The following is a 15801-nucleotide window of genomic DNA, read 5'->3' as shown; positions in this document are numbered from 1 at the left end:
AGCACTGGACTGCTCACCCCGGGCGGGAGCTATCCGACAGCGTGCCTACAGCGGATCGACGACGAACAGCTGCGCCCAGTAGGTCGCCGCCTCCTGGCCCAGGTAGGGCAGCAGAAAGTCGTACAGCAGATAGGACATCTTCACTGGTAACTCACCTCCAAGGAGTGGGTTTCACCACACCGTGTCCACGACAAACCGAATTCGACCATATCGGATCATGAGAGATGTCACACCCGATTCGGGCGCGTCCCCACCGGCCGTCCCCGAGAGATCTTGGCGCGCAAACCTTTTGACGCACTCCCCCTACCGGATCGACCGCACCTCGGGTTCGTCGTCGCTGCCCGCCACCGCGACCGCCTCGGACAGCAGCCGGTCGAGGTGGTACGGATACACCGTCTCCCCCGACCGATCCAGCTTCTCGATGTCCTCCGGCGCACACCATTTGTAGGCGTTCACGCACCGCCGCTCCCAGACCGTCGGATCGGCCGCCTTCGGTTCGAACGACGACCGCGCCCGCGCCACGAAGAACAGCTCCTCCGAACGGATCAGCTCCCCGTCGAACGGGAACACCGCGACCCGCCGCCAGATCGGCCCGCGCAGGAACGTCGAGTCCAGCGCGTACCCGGTCTCCTCCCACAGCTCGCGCACCGCGGCCGCCCGCAGCGTCTCCCCCGGTTCGACGCCGCCGCCGACGGTGAACCAGAACGGCAGGTGCGGGGTCTGCGGATCGTGGCCGCGCATGAGCAGGATCCGGTCCTGGTCGTCGAGCAGCACGACCCGCGCCGAGGTGCGCACGGTGTCGACCTCGAGCCCGGTTCCGGCGGCGGGGGTGACGCGCTCGGCGATCTCGAAATACATGGGCAGCGGCGCGGTACCGCCGAGGTGCAGCCAGCGCACCGGGCGGCGGGTGCGCAGGGCGAGGGTGTCGCGCACGGCGTCGTTGTGGAAGCGGCGGGCGATCAGCACCCGCGCCTCGGCGTCGGCGAGTTCGGCCACCAATTGCGGTGGGAGCAGGGCGATGTCGAGGCCCGCGAGCGCGGCGGCGAGCTGGTTCTCGGCGGTCTCGCGGTCGGCCCAGTCGGCGCGTCCGGCCCGATCCGCCAGGGCCTGAAGGTTTTTGGCGCGATCGGCCGCGTCGGGATCGAGCCCGGCGAGCGTGATCGCCACCGTCCGGGCCACCACCGCGCGCCGCCCGAGCGCCGCCTCGAGGGCGTGCCGGGCCTGGTCGCCGCGCACGTGCAGCCGGTCCAGGCGGTTGGCGGTGGAGTAGGCCCACACACCGGCCGCGACGATCAGCGCCGCGATCAGCGCGAGGACGAGGATCGTCGTCGCGGAGAAGGTGATCATCCGGCGACCCGCACGCGGGCGTCGCCGAGGGTCACGGTCTCGTAGACCCGCAGGATCTGTTCGGCCACCACGGGCCAATCGTATTCGCCGACCACCTGATTCGCGGCGCGCACCAGCTCCGCGCGCTTGTCCGGGTGGGCGAGCAGGTCGTTGAGCGCGCGGGCCAGGGCGTGCGAATCACCCACGGGCACCAGCATTCCCGCGGTCCCGTCGCGCAGCACGCGGCGGAAGGCGTCGAGTTCGCTGGCGACCACGGCGGTTCCGGCGGCCATCGCCTCCACCAGCACGATGCCGAAACTCTCCCCGCCGAGATTGGGCGCGCAGTACAGGTCGGCGCTGCGCATGGCCGACGCCTTCTCCGCGTCCGAGACCTGGCCCAGGAAGCGCAGATTCCGTGCGTGCGGCCCCGCCTCGCGGCGCAGCCGCTCCTCGTCGCCGCGCCCGACGATGAGGATCCGCACGTCCGGGTTGCGTCGCACCACCTCCGGCAGCGCGCCCAGCAGCACCGCCATTCCCTTGCGCGGCTCGTCGTAGCGGCCCAGGAACAGCACGGTGCCGCCGTCGCGCGGATAGCCGTCGAGCAGCGGGGCGTGCGCGAAGGCGGGCACGTCGACGCCGTTGGGGATCTCGACCGCGTCGCTGCCCAGGGCCTCCACCTGCCAGCGGCGCGCCAGCTCCGAGACCGCGATGCGGCCCAGGATCTTCTCGTGATACGGCCGCAGCACGCCCTGAAAGGTGCTGAGCACCAACGATTTCGTGGTCGAGGTGTGGAAGGTCGCCACGATCGGCCCGTCGGCGATCTTCAGCGCCAGCATCGACAGGCTCGGGGCGTTCGGCTCGTGGATGTGCAGGACGTCGAAGTCGTTGTCGGTGATCCAGCGCCGGATGCGGGTGTAGGCGGTGGGCCCGAACGACAGCCGCGCCACCGACCCGTTGTAGGGAATCGGCACCGCCTTGCCCGCCGACACCACGAAGTCGGGCAGCGCGGTGTCGTCGGCGGCGGGGGCGAGCACGCTCACCCGGTGCCCGCGTTCGATCAGCACCTGCGCGAGTTCCACGACATGCGATTGCACCCCGCCCGGTACGTCGAACGAGTAGGGGCACACCATGCCGATCTTCACAGCGCCTCGTCCTTCGCCAGAGCCGCCTGAGCCGCGGCGATCCGGTCACGGCGCGCCTCGGAGAGATCGGACTCCCACAGCGGTTGCAGCATGTGCCAGTCGGCCGGGTGCCGGGCGATGTGCGCGGCGAACCAGTCCGCCAACGATTGGGTTGCCGCGGCCACCCCGCCGGAAACATCCAGCGGCGCATCCGTTCTCAGGCCCCAGCCCTCGCGGCCCTGCTCGTCGGTGGTGTACCAGGCGTGGACGGGCATGAGCGCAGCGCCGGTGTCGATCGCGAGTTTGGCGGCCCCGGCGGGCATCCAGGTGCGTTCGCCGAAGAACGTCACCGGCACGCCGCGCCCGGTCAGGTCGCGCTCCCCCATCAGGCACACGATTCCGTTGCGGCGCAAGCGTTCCGCGAGTCGCGGGAACGGCGGCTGCTCCCCGCCGGTCAGCGGGAACACCTCGAAGCCGAGGCTCTCCCGGTAGGCGACGAACCGTTCGAACAGCGATTCCGGCCGCAGCCGTTCAGCCACCGTCGCGAACGTGCCGTAGTGCTGGACGAGCCACACCCCGGCCATATCCCAGTTGCCCGAGTGCGGCAGCACGAGCACCACCCCGCGGCCGCGCGCCAGCGCCGCGTCCACATGCTCGATGCCGAACGGGGGCGGCATCAGCGACGACGACGCCAGCGCCGTGTGATCCATGCTCGGCAGCCGGAACGCCTCCCGCCAGTACCGCGCGTAGGAGCGCATACTCGCCCGCACCAGCTCGTCGGGCACCGCCATCGGCTCCACCCCGAGCACGCGAGACAGATTGCGCCGCAACTGATTCGGCTGCCCACTCCGATGACTCGCGGCATTCGCCCGCCGCCCGGCCCAATCCCCGCCCGCATCGAACAACCGCCGCGCGGTCCGATCCGGCAACCCCCGAACCAGCCGCCACCCGGCCGCATACGCCTTGTCCGACAACACGGATCGCAGATCGCTCATGCGCGGCCCCTCGGCTCGTTCAAGCCCGCCCTCGTAATTCGCGCCGACCGCAGGCCCCTCGACTCACTCATCCCCGGCCCCTCAACTCGCGGGGCCGGGGTCGGCCTTGGTCGCCGGGGCGATCAGGTCGCGCGCGCCGGGGGAGTTGCGGACGGCCAGGACGCGTTGGAAGACGGTGACGACGCTGAGGACGGCGAGGACGTACATGGCGAGATAGACCGCGTAGGACAGCCATTCGATGCCCCAGTACTGGCCGATGCCGGTGAAGCCCGCGCCGACGAGCACGATGACCAGGCGGTCCGGGCGTTCGATCAGGCCGCCGTCGGCCGACAGTCCGCTGGCCTCCGCGCGTGCCTTGGCGTACGAGATGACCTGCGAGGTGACCAGCACGATCAGGCTCGCCACGAACAGGTGCTTGCTGTGCTCGTGGTACACCGACCACCACGCCAGCGCCCCGAAGATCGCCCCGTCGGCGACCCGGTCGCAGGTGGCGTCCAGCACCGCACCGTATTTCGTGCCGCCGCCGCGCGCGCGGGCCATCGCGCCGTCGAGCATGTCGAACATGACGAACAGCCAGATCACCATCGTTCCCCAGAACAGGTGATCGGTCGGGAACAGCGTCACCGCGGCCACGATCGAGGCCGTGGTGCCGATCAGCGTCATAGCGTCGGGCGTGAGCCCGGTACTCACCAGCGCCCTGCCCAGGGGGGCGGTCGCTTTGGCGAACGTCTCACGACCGAAGAAGCTGAGCACGCTACTCGGTGTCCTTCTGTGCCGTGCGGGACACCCGCACCCGGTCGGCTCCGACGAGCAGCGCTGCGCAAGGGTAGCCCATCTACGCCTCCTTCCAAGCCCCCGCGAGCAGCGCCCGCGTATCCCTCAACAACTGGGGCATCACCTTCACCCCGCCGACGACGGTGATGAAGTTCGCGTCCCCCGCCCAGCGCGGAACGATGTGCTGATGCAGGTGGTCGGCGAGCGAACCGCCCGCCACGCCACCGAGATTCAGGCCGACGTTGAACCCCTCCGGCCGCGACACCCGCTTCATCACCCGGATCGCCTGCTGGGTGAAGGCCATCAGCTCGGTGCTCTCCTCGACGGTGAGATCCTCGAGGTTGGCCACCCGCCGGTACGGCACCACCATCATGTGCCCCGGGTTGTACGGGTAGAGGTTGAGCACCGCGTACACCCACTGCCCGCGCGCGATGACCAGGCCGTCCTCGTCGGACATGGTGGGGATGTCGGTGAACGGGTGCCCGCTCTTGGGCTGCTCGGTGCTGCCCGGTTTGCGCGCGTCGCGGTCGGCGGCCGCGCCGGTGATGTAGGACATCCGGTACGGCGTCCACAGCCGTTGCAGGCGATCGGGGTCGCCCGCACCGGTGTCGACGATCTGCTCGTTCGAATTGTCTTGGGACACGGCCTCATCCATGATGCTCATGCTCCACCGGTCCGGATGCGGACTCCGTCCGCGCTGGGCGAGGCGTTCTCGCGGCGACGGATCCAGTCCACGATGGTGGCCACCGCGTCGGCGACCGGGACTGTGTTGAGCTGGGTGCCGTCGCGGAACCGGAAGCTCACCGCGCCCGCGCTCGCGTCGCGCTCCCCGGCCAGCAGCATGAACGGCACCTTCTGCGCGGTGTGATTGAAGATCTTCTTCTGCATGCGGTCGTCGCTGCGGTCGACCTCGGCGCGCACGCCGTGCTCGCGCAACCGCTCGATCACCTCGTCCAGATGCGGGGCGAAGGCGTCGGCCACCGGAATGCCCACCACCTGCACCGGCGACAACCACACCGGGAACGCGCCCGCGTAATGCTCGGTGAGCACCCCGAAGAACCGCTCGATCGAACCGAACAGGGCGCGGTGGATCATGACCGGACGCTGTTTGGTGCCGTCGGACGCGGTGTACTCGAGTTCGAAGCGCTCGGGCAGGTTGAAGTCGAGCTGGATGGTCGACATCTGCCAGGTGCGCCCGAGCGCGTCCTTGGCCTGCACCGAGATCTTCGGCCCGTAGAAGGCGGCGCCGCCGGGATCGGGCACCAGCTCCAAACCCGAAGCGTGCGCGACCTTTTCGAGGGTGGCAGTGGCCTCCTCCCAGATCTCGTCGGACCCGACGAACTTCTTCTCGTCCTTGGTCGACAGTTCGAGGTAGAAGTCCTCGAGACCGTAGTCCTGCAACAGCGACAGCACGAAGTTGAGCGTGTTGGTCAGCTCCGCGTGCATCTGTTCTTTGGTGCAGTAGATGTGCGCGTCGTCCTGGGTCATGCCGCGCACCCGGGTGAGCCCGTGGATGACGCCGGACTTCTCGTAGCGGTACACCGAACCGAATTCGAACAGCCGCAGCGGCAGTTCCCGATACGACCGGCCGCGGGCGCGGAAGATCAGGTTGTGCATCGGGCAGTTCATCGGCTTGACGTAGTAGTCCTGGCCGGGCTTGCGGACGCTGCCGTCCTCGTTGTACTCCGCGTCCAGATGCATCGCGGGAAACATGCCGTCGCGGTACCAGTCCAGGTGACCGGAGACCTCGAACAGGTGTCCCTTGGTGATGTGCGGGGTGTTGACGAATTCGTAGCCCGCGTCGATGTGGCGGCGGCGCGAGTACTCCTCGAGTTCCTTGCGGATGATGCCGCCCTTGGGGTGGAACACCGGCAGCCCCGAGCCGAGCTCGTCGGGGAAGGAGAACAGGTCCAGTTCCAGGCCGAGCTTGCGGTGGTCGCGCTTCTCGGCCTCGGCCAACAGGTGCAGGTAGGTGTCGAGCGCCTCCTGCGACTCCCACGCGGTGCCGTAGATGCGTTGCAGGTCCTCGCGGTTCTGATCGCCCCGCCAGTACGCGGCCGAGCTGCGGGTCAGCTTGAAGGCCGGGATGTATTTGGTGGTCGGGCAGTGCGGGCCGCGGCACAGATCGCCCCAGACCTTCTCGCCCGAGCGCGGGTCCAGGTTGTCGTAGATGGTCAGCTCGTTGCCGCCGACCTCCATGACCTCCGGATCGTCGATGCCCGACTTGTCGGAGATGAGCTCGAGTTTGAACGGCTCCTTGGCCAGTTCGACCCGGGCCTCCTCGACGTCGACCACCCGGCGCGAGAACCGCTGCGCCCCTTTGATGATCTTCTTCATCCGCGATTCCAGCTTGGCCAGATCCTCCGGGGTGAAGGGGCGGTCGACCTGGAAGTCGTAGTAGAAGCCGTCCTTGATGTACGGGCCGATGCCCAGTCTGGCCTCGGGGAACTCCTGCTGCACGGCCTGGGCCAGCACGTGCGCGGCCGAGTGCCGGATCACGTTGCGGCCGTCCGGCGAATCGGCCGGGACCGGTTCGACCTCGACGTCGCGCTCCGGCGCCCAGGACAGATCCTTGAGGTCGCCCTGCGGGTCGCGCACGACGATCACCGCGTCGGGTCCCTTGTTCGGCAGGCCCGCCTCGCGCAGCGCGGCGCCCGCCGTCGTCCCGGCCGGCACCCGAACGAGGGCGGCGGGGTTGCTGCGGGCTGAGGTGGTCACGGCTGCGCTCTCCTTGGCTTGCTGGGGCGGGCGTGCGCCCGCGATTCTCGGGTGCGGGATGCTCCCGCTATCCGGACGTGAGTCCAGGCCGGGTCACCCTTCCGGCCCGGCGCGACCATGCTATCGGGACCGTACCGCGCGTGCGCCGACAGACCGGCTCAACCGCGGGCCGCGAACTCCGCCAGCAGGGCCTCCCGTTCGGCCGGGGGCCGTTTGGGACAGCTCGTGCACATCTGGCAGCCGGGGACCTCGAAGACCAGACAGCAGGAGATGCGGCGCACGAACGTTCGGGTGGCGACGTCGGTGAAGCGCGGGATGGGCAACCGTCCGGCCACTTCCCTGGCGAGAGCCGTCCCCGCGTCCGGATTGCCCGCATCGATGGCCCGGTTGCCGATCGCGTCGGCGACGACGGCCCAGAGGGAGGGGGTTCCGGCGGTGCTGACCTCGGCCACATGGGGGATGATCCGGTCGAGGGTCTCGTGGAGGGCTGCGCCCAATCGCGAATCACCCTGCGACACAGCACTTCTCGGATCCGCGGGCAGAATGCGCTCGACACCGCCGTCCGGCCGGATCTCGCATTCGATGCGCTCGAGCTCCACCTCCGGCGCGGCCTCCCCCGCCGCCAGCGCGGTCACGATCGGGTCGACCAACGACGACGCGGCCATGCACCACCACAACGTCCCCGACACCCGCGGGTCCCCGGTTCCCCAGGAGATCCCCATATCGGAGATCCGCTCGGCCAGCCACCGCGGCCGGGTCAACATGACGCCCGGCACGAGGGTGCCCGTCACCGCCGCAACCACATTCATCCGACTCCGATCTCGAATGGTCCCGATTACCAGCCTGGCACGGAGAGGGGCGTCCGGCCAGGCATTATTGATGCTCCCCGGGAGTGAGCCTAGGCGGTGACCGTCACCGCCCAGGCTTGGACTCGCCGCGTGGAGTCCGGGTTCATGGTCGTGCGTTCCACAGCGCGCTGATCGGCACAGCGCGAAACCTCGGCCCGAATGGGAGAGTTTCCGTGCCGGTGTAAAGCACGTAACCGGCGAGGAGGTCGTCGCCCAACCGGTCCGCGAGATGACGGAGACCGCGAAAGTCCTCGCCTCTGACCGTGGCAGCGGCCTTCACCTCGATGGCGATCACCTCTCGTCGGTTGTTCTCGAGAACGATGTCGACTTCGACGTTGTCGCGGGTGCGGTAATGGAACATGCGGGCCTCCTGGTCGGACCAGGTGAGCTGGCGCGCGAGTTCGGCGGCTACGAAGCCCTCCAACAGAAGCCCGAAGGGTCCGTTCACCGTGCGCAATGATCGTGGGTCGGCACCGGACAAATATGTCGCGATGCCGGAATCGACCATGAACACCTTGGAGGTTGCGACGGCGCGCGTCGTCAGGTTTCGCGACCAAGCGGGGATGCGCTTGATCAGAAAGACTTCTTCCAGGAGGCGGAGGTAACGAGCGACGGTGTCCTTGGGCAGGCCGAGTTCATTGCCGAGGGCGCCGGGCACCAGGAGTTGACCCGACCTGGCCGCGACGAGGTTGACCAGGGTGAACATCTCGGCGGTGCGCTCGATCTCGGACAGCTGCATCACGTCGCGGTTGATCAGATCGGCGATGTAAGAGGAGAAGAATCGGGAACGCCGTTTGCCCACTCGCGCAACGGCTTCGGGAAAGCCACCGCGCGCGATCCGTTCGATGTAGTCGTCGCGGTTCTCGGTCCCGACGTGCCGCAGCTGTGGGCCGTGTTCGAAGGCGCAATCGATGAATTTGTCCGGCGCGCCGTCGATTTCACCTTGGGACAGCGGCCAGAGTTCGATCGTCTCCATGCGTCCGGGGAGAGCGTCGGGAACGCTTCGGAGCGCCATGACGTGAGCCGAACCGGTCAGCAGGAACCGTCCGGGCCGCCCATCGGCATCGACGGTCTCCTTGATGGCCAGCAGCAACTCCGGCACTCGCTGCACCTCGTCGATGATCAGAAGGGAATCGTCGAGCACGAACTGCGTGGGGTCGTAGACAGCCGCCTGCCGAGTCTCCGGCTTGTCGAGGCTGCGCCAAGTGGCACCGATCTCCCTGCCGATCCGGGCGACCAGCGTGCTCTTACCGCATTGGCGCGCCCCATTGACCAGAACGACACGGGTGTCCGCCAGTGCTTCATGCACTGCCGAATGAGCATGTCGAGGAAGGATACGACCAATCGGCGAGGACGAGAAAGACGATGTCACGGCAGTAGTATCGCACATCATGTGCGCGATCTGCCGGGCACCCAGTGCGCGTTTTGCCGCCTCTACCGTGCGCGCTTTGCCGCTACAGACGTGCGCTTCTCGCCGTCACCCGAAGCAGACCGACTATCAGCAAACTCCCCTCCACCTCGATCTTCCTCGGTCACAGTTGTCGGCCGCGAGCAAAATGCGCCCCGCCGCTAGACTCACCGAGGTGGGGTCCTCCTATGTCCTCGTCATCGCCGACGTCTCCTCCCGCCCGGAGGACGCCGAGGAATTCGGACAGGCGCTGGAAGCGCTCGCCGGGGCCTGCCGGGACGAGCCGGGGTGCCTGTCCTACAACGTGTTCCGCTCGACCGACCGTCCGGAGCGGTTTGTGAGCATCGAAAAGTACGCCGACTCAGCGGCTTTCACGGCGCATCGGGAGTCGGCGCATTTCCGGGAGATCGGGTTGGGGCGGGTGATGCCGTTGGCGGTGGATCGGGACGTGCAGATGTACACATCGGGCGCCCCGATTCCCCCGGCGCCTAACCCCCGTAGAGCCGAATGAAGTCCTGGACCGGATCTACCGCGGGCACCGTATAGCTCGACGACTTCCCCTCGACGTCGGCCCCCTCGACGTAATAGGCCGGTTCAGGAGGCAGGTGACGCCAGCGGGCGCGCGGATCGGCAACCTGCTCTCGGTCCGACGCCATGATGTCCCCTTCCAGAACCGTATGACCAACATGCTACCTGTGGCTCAGGCTCCTGGAAACGCAACCGGCAGAGGCTGATTCAGTCTTGCTCGGCCCAGAACTCGTCGAGCCGAGCGACAGCCTGGGCCTTGGTCATGCGCTCGATCTCGTCGGGCGTGAGACCTACCAATCGAATGAGCTTCTCGACCACGCCCAGCGGAATCGGTTCCTTGTCGGGGATCGTGACGTTGCCCGACACTCGAGCCGGGCGTGTTCTGTCATTGACACAAGCCCAGAACTGTTCCGCGGTGACCTCGAGTTGCTCTTTGAGGATCTGGCACCACATTCGGGCGCCGTAATCGGCGTTGTCCACCGGGCGGGAAATGCGGGTCCGCAGGATTCGACCGTCCGCGAGGTGCAGTTCCCACGTGCGGTGATGGCCGACCACGCCGCCCGTGGCGTTCCGCACGAGAGTCCATTTGTCGTTCTGACAGAAGGCTTCGTGGGCCTTCTTGTTGCCCGGCGGGTAGCGGATCATTGCTCTGCCGCCGTCAACCACTCCTTCAACTGCTCGTCGGTCGATAGTTCCACGAATTGCACGAAATCGACGTTGTCGCGATGGTTCAGCGCCGCGTGCAGATGGTCCTGCCAATCAGCGGCGTATTCGCGCATCGCCTCGATCAAAGCGGCGATCGCGGTGTCGAAGTCGGGTTCCTCCACCGCGAGCGGCAGACCCGGGAGGTAGGCCACCCAGTTGCCGTTCTCCCGTACCACCTGGGGTTCATGGGGGCGCAGGCTTTGGGCGAGCAGCCAGCGCAGCCGACCGACCTGCACCAGAGCCGAGTCCTGCCCTCGACGGGAAACGACGACGAGATTGCCCTGTTCCGCGGCGGTGAGCATCTGACTGAAGTGCTCCCGAGCACTCGCCATCGAGTCGTACCGGGTGACCGACGTGATGCGGTCCGCAATAGTCATCACTACCTCGAGTCTCCCCCCGCCTCGGCTTGAACACTATGTACATTATGTACATCAAGCGGGCGCCGTGCCAGCGCAGACACTCCGTCGGACGACCGATGACGCCGAAAGGCGCGAGTTCGGCTCTCTGACAGCCGAACTCGCGCCCCGCACAGTGGTCAGGCGTGGACTGCCACCGCGGGTTCAGCGGCCTCATCGATTTCGGCGATGCCGTCGGTGGTGACCTCCAGGACTCGGGCGGTGCCGATGTCGAAGTACAGGCCCGAGACCGTGACGCCGCGGTCGCGGATGGCTCGGCGGACTACGGGGTGGGCGTGGAGGGCTTCGAGTTGGACGGCGACGTTGACCATGGCGAGTTGGGCGACCTCGTCGTAGCCTGCCGCGGCGGCGGCTCGGGCTACGGGGTGGCCCGCGTGGTAGCGGTCGACGCTCGGGTGGGCGTGGGCGAGCCAGTTGTCCAGGCCGGGGCCGAGGGGCTTACCCGCCAGGAGGGCTTGCATCGCGCCGCAGCCGGAGTGGCCGCAGACGACCACATCGCGGACGTTCAGCTTCTCCAGGGAGAAGGAGAGCGCGGCCTCCACCGAGGCGTCGGCGCCGTTCGCGGGGACGAGGTTGCCGACATTGCGGATGGTGAACAGGTCGCCGGGGCCGCTGTTGGTGATCACGTTGGGCACGATGCGGGAGTCGGCGCAGGTCAGGAACAGCGAGTGCGGGTCCTGGCGGTCCCGTAGTTCGTCCAGGTGCGGGCGGACCACGTGAGCGTGACGGCGATGGTAGGCGGTCACACCGGCGGCGAGGGCGTTCTCCGTACGTTCCCGCCACGGGCCCAGTACGTCGTCGAGGAGGCCGCGGGCGGCGCCGCGCTGGGGCGGTCCGGCCGTGGCGTGTTCCATGCGGGCGGTGCCGATCTCCACGAATTCCACACGGCCGCCGGTGTTCTCGTGCTGGCGGGCCCAATCGTGGATGGCCTCGTAGGCGGCGTGGTCGAGGAAGTCGACGGTCAGTTCGACCAGCACCTCGGTCCCCGCGGGTACCTTGGCGAACTGGGTCGACAGCTTGGGCAGCGCCAGGAACGTGCAGGTCCCGTCGATGCTCACGAACCACCGATCGGTCCCGGCGACCGGGCTCGCGACGACCGACACCCGCACCACGCGCCACAGCAGCAGCACGAACGCCAGCGCGAGACCGATGAGCACACCCTCGAGCAGGTTCAGGAACACCACGGCCGTGATGGTCACCGCGTACACGGCCAGATCACCCGTCCGATGCGCGAGCCGGATGTGCGCGAGCTTCACCAGCTGCACACCGACCACGATCAGCAGACCGGCGAGCGCGGACTTCGGAATCTGTTGCACCACACCGACAAGCGCGATGGAGAACACCAGCAGCCACACGCCGTGCAGGAACGCCGACGCCTTGGACTTCGCGCCCGCCGCCACATTGGTGGAGCTGCGCACGATGACGCCGGTGACCGGCAGGCCGCCGAGCAGGCCGGAGGTCATGTTGGCCGCGCCCTGCGCCATGAGCTCGCGATCGAAGTTGGTGCGCGCCCCGGTGTGCAGTTTGTCGACCGCGACCGCCGACAGCAAACTCTCCACGCTCGCGATCAGCGCGATGGTCAGCACGGCGAGCGCCACGGGACCCCAACCGCCGCTGGGGATCTCGGGCAGACCGATGGCGTCGAACAGCGAGCCGGACAGCGCGATGCGCTCGACGTCACCCGGCCACACCAGTGACAGCACGGTACCCACCAGAACCGCGACCAGTGGCCCGGGAATCAGCCGAATCCGTTGGGGCACATAGCGCCACGCGAGAATGATGCCGATGACCACCACCCCGATGAGGACGTCGCTCCCGCTCAGATGCAGCAGCTGATCGGGCAGCCCGGTGAGATTCGCCCACGCCGAGCTGCGCGACGACCCGCCGAGCAGCACGTGGACCTGCTGCAGCGCGATGGTGATGCCGATACCGGCGAGCATGGCGTGCACCACCACCGGCGCGATCGCCAAGGCGGCCCGCGCGATTCGACTCAGGCCGAAGACCAATTGCAACAGCCCGGCCGCGACGGTGATGAAACAGGTTGTCTTCCAACCGAATTGATGGATGGTCTCGGCGACGACCACGGTCAGCCCCGCCGCGGGCCCGCTGACCTGCAACGGAGCGCCGCCGAAGATCCCCACCACGATGCCGCCGACGGCGGCCGCGATGAGGCCCGCCGCGATCGGCGCGTCGGAGGCGATGGCGATACCCAGCGAAAGGGGCAGGGCGACAAGGAAAACCACGATCGACGCCGGGAAGTCATGGCGCATGATCGAGGACAGCCGGTCGGAGAGGGACGCGCCGGAACCCGGCGGCGTATCGGTGTCGGTGGACATATTTCTCCTTCGCCGAAGCGGCACAAGCACTTCGGTGTTTCGAACATGTTCTCCAGGCATCGAGATCAGCTGGCGGGACAGCGCCGTCCCGCCGAGCACCCGGAAGGTGAGGGTCACTGTAATGGTAAAGACCTAGCAAAGGCTGAGGAAAGTAAATTCTTTGTTAGGCACTCTCAGGTGTGGCGTGACGCTCCTCACTTGATTACCGTCGCCGAGTCTGCTAAAGCACCGTCGGCTTATGTTGTGAACGGTCACATAGACTGCGCCGCAGCGTCTTTCGCGCCGACCCCGGTTGTCGGTGGCACCTGCCATCATGCGCGCTATGACGACTTCCGACCCGTGGGCCCCATTCCAGTGGGTCCACAACGATCACAACAGCGGCGGCCGCTGGCTGGGCGATATCTTCACCGTGTCCTTCTTCCGCGGGCTCGACCCGTCGGAGGTGGTGCGCCGCTTCAGCCGCGGCGAGGACCGCGGCCGGGAAGGGGACTTCGACGAGCTCTGGAAGCAGACCATGGAGTCCTACGAGAAAACCGGCCGAGGATCCGGAGGAGTCACCGTGGGCGTCGTGCAGGTCGGTGAGTGGAGCGTGGCCATCGAGCTCCTCGGGTGGATGGCCACACTCACCCATGTCCTGACCGAATTGTCCCCTGGTTGTGAGGTACTGGGCATCACGCACCACGAATACGCCGATGACAGCCTCGCATACGCGATCGACGGCACGCTCGTCACGGGCTACAACCTGGCGTGCACCCACCTTCGACACGGCTCCGAGCCCGACCGGCTCAACGAGTTCATGCGAGAAGTCGGCATGACGGTGGACGTGCAGGACGACGAGCCCGATTACTTCGACGAGGACTACTGGGAGAGCGAGGAGGCAACCGACTACACCATTGTCGTGCCGAAAGCCTTCGCCCTGGCCGCGAAGCTCACCCGAGTGCGGTTCACCCCGGAACTCCTCGACCGTCCGATGCTCATCGGATCCGTCGCGTTCAGGTGAGCCCAGCAGCAAGCGCCGAGTACGCGACCTCGGAACCCGGGTGCATCCGCTACTGCGGTAAGGAATTGCACCCCCGAACCGTGATCCTCGCGCGATCGGTGGGATCGCAATGGACGCGGTATGGGCTCTGGCGCAGGCGATCTCGGGCAACGTTGTCATCGACTCGTGGTGGTTCAAGCCGCGGGATCCGCGGTTCGCTCGCGCCGGAATCCGGAACAGCGGAGCCTCGCGCGCGGTCGAGGTCTGGTGTGACGTCCCGGCCGGAATCGCCAGGGCGCGTTATGCGAGCAGGAGCCGTCCATTCTTCTATGAGGACGAGCAGAGGCTCGCCGACGATTGGAACACTTGGGCCGCGCGGGCCGCACCACTCGAACTCACACCCGTCGTGGCCGTCGATACCTCCGGCACGGTCGATTGCTCACGCCTGGTTGAGCGGATCAACTTGGCCGCCAGGCCTTTTGCCGCCGGGGCGGGTCGGGACGATGAAGAGAGTGAACTACGCGCGGTCGAACTCGCCCGCGCGGACTTGTGACGTGAAGGCGTCCCACTCGGCGGGCGCGAAGATCAGCGCGGGGCCGTCCGGGTTCTTGGAGTCCCGGACGGCCACCGAGCCCGCGCGTAGATGGGAGACCTCGACACGTAGCCGAATTCGCTGGTCACGCAGAGTATTTCTGTGCGATCTCCTCCACGAGTCGCCTGGTGGCGGCTTCGTCCAGAGCTGCCCGACCCATGTCCTCGAGGGCCGATCGGTGGTAATCGATCAGGCCGCGAGTGGTTGGTTCGTCCTCCAAGAAGAGTTCGTATTTGAAGCCTTCGATGTAGAGAACCGCTGGCTCAGGAGGATGGTTCTCACGCAGTGTGGGGAACTCGTAGAGCGTGAACGACTGAACCAACAATCCTGAATGCGGTCCTGCGCCGAACGGCAAGACTTGGATGCTCACGTTGGGAAGTTCGCCGAGTGCCAGGAGTAGGCGCGCCTGATCCGCCATGACAGCTCGGTTTCCGATCTGATGCTGCAAGACAGCCTCTGACAGAATCACTCTCAAGTGGGAGTCGGGGTTTTCGATCAGTCGTCGCCGTCGCGTGGCGATGAGTTCGAGTTGCTGTTCGGCATGGGATTCGGGCAAGTCAGGGGCGGCGGTCCGCATGATCCATCGGCGGTAGTCGGGCGCTTGGAGCACGCCCGGCAACAATGTCAACTTGAAAGCGGTCACTTGCTCGGCCGCCTGCTCGAGGCTCCAAAAGTGCAGGAAGCGAGGGTATTCGCCGTGGGCGTAGTGCCGCCAGTACACCCCGGAGTTGCCCTTCTCGGCCTTCACCTCCTCGACCAACACCATGGCCTCGCTGCGGGCCTCATCGTCGGCTTCGTAGAAGGTGAGCAGATCTCGGTACTGCGAGGTGCTGACGCGGACGGGGTCCCCATCCTCCAAACGCCCGATGGTCTGCTTCGAAACCTCGATGGCAAGAGCCGCGGCCAACCGACTCTTGTCCGCCTTCTGTCTCAGGGCACGGAGTTTCCGGCCGAGCGCACGTCGCGGAAGTGCTGAGCCACTCGTCATTACACTGCCTCTCTTTTTGGAGCGGTCCACTACGGACCGCTTTTAGTGGACCTACTTGTTCTGGACC

At 67.1% G+C, this 15801-nt stretch carries 16 protein-coding genes; 3 read left to right on the top strand and 13 right to left on the bottom strand.

The features are described from left to right. Positions 1-303: 303 nt before the first annotated feature. The 8 genes from ACFYTQ_RS03600 to ACFYTQ_RS03565 form a co-directional block, all read right to left on the bottom strand. Positions 304-1344: an NUDIX domain-containing protein gene (locus ACFYTQ_RS03600; protein ID WP_387357033.1), complete on the bottom strand. Its 1041-nt coding sequence runs from the start codon at positions 1342-1344 to the stop codon at positions 304-306. Then, positions 1344-2468, bottom strand: coding sequence for a glycosyltransferase family 4 protein (locus ACFYTQ_RS03595; RefSeq protein WP_387356767.1), 1125 nt, complete (start codon positions 2466-2468; stop codon positions 1344-1346). Before ACFYTQ_RS03595 ends, ACFYTQ_RS03600 begins: the two co-directional genes overlap by 1 nt. Then, the gene (locus tag ACFYTQ_RS03590) at positions 2465-3442 is read right to left on the bottom strand and encodes a phosphatidylinositol mannoside acyltransferase (RefSeq protein WP_387356765.1); all 978 of its coding nucleotides are present in this window, start codon (positions 3440-3442) and stop codon (positions 2465-2467) included. The genes ACFYTQ_RS03595 and ACFYTQ_RS03590 overlap by 4 nt, the downstream gene beginning before the upstream one ends. Positions 3443-3523: 81 nt before the next feature. Then, on the bottom strand, positions 3524-4195 hold the full coding sequence (gene pgsA, locus ACFYTQ_RS03585) for a phosphatidylinositol phosphate synthase (protein ID WP_387356763.1): 672 nt from the start codon (positions 4193-4195) through the stop codon (positions 3524-3526). Between the two features lie 82 nt (positions 4196-4277). Then, positions 4278-4880: an HIT family protein gene (locus tag ACFYTQ_RS03580; RefSeq protein ID WP_387356761.1), complete on the bottom strand. Its 603-nt coding sequence runs from the start codon at positions 4878-4880 to the stop codon at positions 4278-4280. Next, complete coding sequence (gene thrS, locus ACFYTQ_RS03575; RefSeq protein WP_387356759.1) at positions 4877-6934, bottom strand: threonine--tRNA ligase; 2058 nt, start codon at positions 6932-6934, stop codon at positions 4877-4879. Before thrS ends, ACFYTQ_RS03580 begins: the two co-directional genes overlap by 4 nt. A 158-nt stretch (positions 6935-7092) precedes the next feature. Next, entirely contained in the window at positions 7093-7743 is a 651-nt protein-coding gene (locus tag ACFYTQ_RS03570; RefSeq protein WP_387356757.1) for a (2Fe-2S)-binding protein, read from the bottom strand. Positions 7744-7885: 142 nt separating this feature from the next. Further along, on the bottom strand, positions 7886-9091 hold the full coding sequence (locus tag ACFYTQ_RS03565) for an ATP-binding protein (RefSeq protein WP_387356755.1): 1206 nt from the start codon (positions 9089-9091) through the stop codon (positions 7886-7888). Positions 9092-9365: 274 nt separating this feature from the next. Here ACFYTQ_RS03565 and ACFYTQ_RS03560 point away from each other — a divergent pair, with 274 nt between their 5' ends. Beyond that, on the top strand, positions 9366-9701 hold the full coding sequence (locus ACFYTQ_RS03560; protein WP_387356753.1) for a putative quinol monooxygenase: 336 nt from the start codon (positions 9366-9368) through the stop codon (positions 9699-9701). A 224-nt stretch (positions 9702-9925) separates the two neighbouring features. Here the strand turns inward: ACFYTQ_RS03560 and ACFYTQ_RS03555 are convergent, their stop codons facing one another. The 3 genes from ACFYTQ_RS03555 to ACFYTQ_RS03545 all read right to left on the bottom strand — a co-directional run bounded on the left by ACFYTQ_RS03555 (position 9926) and on the right by ACFYTQ_RS03545 (position 13175). Further along, the gene (locus tag ACFYTQ_RS03555) at positions 9926-10363 is read right to left on the bottom strand and encodes a cytotoxic translational repressor of toxin-antitoxin stability system (protein ID WP_387356750.1); all 438 of its coding nucleotides are present in this window, start codon (positions 10361-10363) and stop codon (positions 9926-9928) included. Continuing rightward, a complete protein-coding gene (locus tag ACFYTQ_RS03550; protein ID WP_387357032.1) occupies positions 10360-10755 on the bottom strand; it encodes a prevent-host-death protein in 396 nt (131 codons plus the stop codon). Before ACFYTQ_RS03550 ends, ACFYTQ_RS03555 begins: the two co-directional genes overlap by 4 nt. 203 nt (positions 10756-10958) lie before the next feature. Next, positions 10959-13175 carry a SulP family inorganic anion transporter gene (locus tag ACFYTQ_RS03545; protein WP_387356748.1) on the bottom strand — a complete coding sequence of 739 codons (2217 nt, stop codon included), beginning with the start codon at positions 13173-13175 and terminating at the stop codon, positions 10959-10961. Positions 13176-13497: 322 nt separating this feature from the next. On the opposite strand from ACFYTQ_RS03545, the gene ACFYTQ_RS03540 reads away from it, so the two are divergent. Both ACFYTQ_RS03540 and ACFYTQ_RS03535 read left to right on the top strand, forming a co-directional pair. Continuing rightward, positions 13498-14175, top strand: a complete 678-nt coding sequence (locus ACFYTQ_RS03540) for a DUF6461 domain-containing protein (RefSeq protein WP_387356746.1) — start codon at positions 13498-13500, stop codon at positions 14173-14175. A gap of 109 nt (positions 14176-14284) precedes the next feature. Further along, positions 14285-14707: a hypothetical protein gene (locus tag ACFYTQ_RS03535; RefSeq protein ID WP_387356744.1), complete on the top strand. Its 423-nt coding sequence runs from the start codon at positions 14285-14287 to the stop codon at positions 14705-14707. On the opposite strand, the gene ACFYTQ_RS03530 is transcribed toward ACFYTQ_RS03535, so the two are convergent. Continuing rightward, the gene (locus ACFYTQ_RS03530) at positions 14672-14824 is read right to left on the bottom strand and encodes a DUF397 domain-containing protein (RefSeq protein WP_387357030.1); all 153 of its coding nucleotides are present in this window, start codon (positions 14822-14824) and stop codon (positions 14672-14674) included. The two genes, ACFYTQ_RS03535 and ACFYTQ_RS03530, sit on opposite strands and share 36 nt — an antisense overlap. Before the next feature lie 7 nt (positions 14825-14831). Beyond that, positions 14832-15734, bottom strand: a complete 903-nt coding sequence (locus ACFYTQ_RS03525) for a helix-turn-helix domain-containing protein (RefSeq protein ID WP_387356743.1) — start codon at positions 15732-15734, stop codon at positions 14832-14834. Between the last annotated feature and the right edge of the window lie 67 nt (positions 15735-15801).

Origin of the sequence: Nocardia sp. NPDC004068 (genome assembly GCF_042874315.1) — a bacterium.
In the GTDB taxonomy this organism is placed as follows: Bacteria; Actinomycetota; Actinomycetes; order Mycobacteriales; family Mycobacteriaceae; genus Nocardia.
Note: the sequence above shows the minus strand (reverse complement) of the source record. Positions and strands in the feature narration are given on the sequence as shown.

Coding starts and splice junctions, on each gene's coding strand:
- ACFYTQ_RS03590 (WP_387356765.1), bottom strand. CDS start 3,442: ATGAGCGATCTGCGATCCGTGTTGTCGGACAAGGCGTATGCGGCCGGG.
- ACFYTQ_RS03580 (WP_387356761.1), bottom strand. CDS start 4,880: ATGAGCATCATGGATGAGGCCGTGTCCCAAGACAATTCGAACGAGCAG.
- ACFYTQ_RS03570 (WP_387356757.1), bottom strand. CDS start 7,743: ATGAATGTGGTTGCGGCGGTGACGGGCACCCTCGTGCCGGGCGTCATG.
- ACFYTQ_RS03555 (WP_387356750.1), bottom strand. CDS start 10,363: ATGATCCGCTACCCGCCGGGCAACAAGAAGGCCCACGAAGCCTTCTGT.
- ACFYTQ_RS03550 (WP_387357032.1), bottom strand. CDS start 10,755: ATGGCGAGTGCTCGGGAGCACTTCAGTCAGATGCTCACCGCCGCGGAA.
- ACFYTQ_RS03545 (WP_387356748.1), bottom strand. CDS start 13,175: ATGTCCACCGACACCGATACGCCGCCGGGTTCCGGCGCGTCCCTCTCC.
- ACFYTQ_RS03540 (WP_387356746.1), top strand. CDS start 13,498: ATGACGACTTCCGACCCGTGGGCCCCATTCCAGTGGGTCCACAACGAT.
- ACFYTQ_RS03535 (WP_387356744.1), top strand. CDS start 14,285: ATGGACGCGGTATGGGCTCTGGCGCAGGCGATCTCGGGCAACGTTGTC.
- ACFYTQ_RS03525 (WP_387356743.1), bottom strand. CDS start 15,734: ATGACGAGTGGCTCAGCACTTCCGCGACGTGCGCTCGGCCGGAAACTC.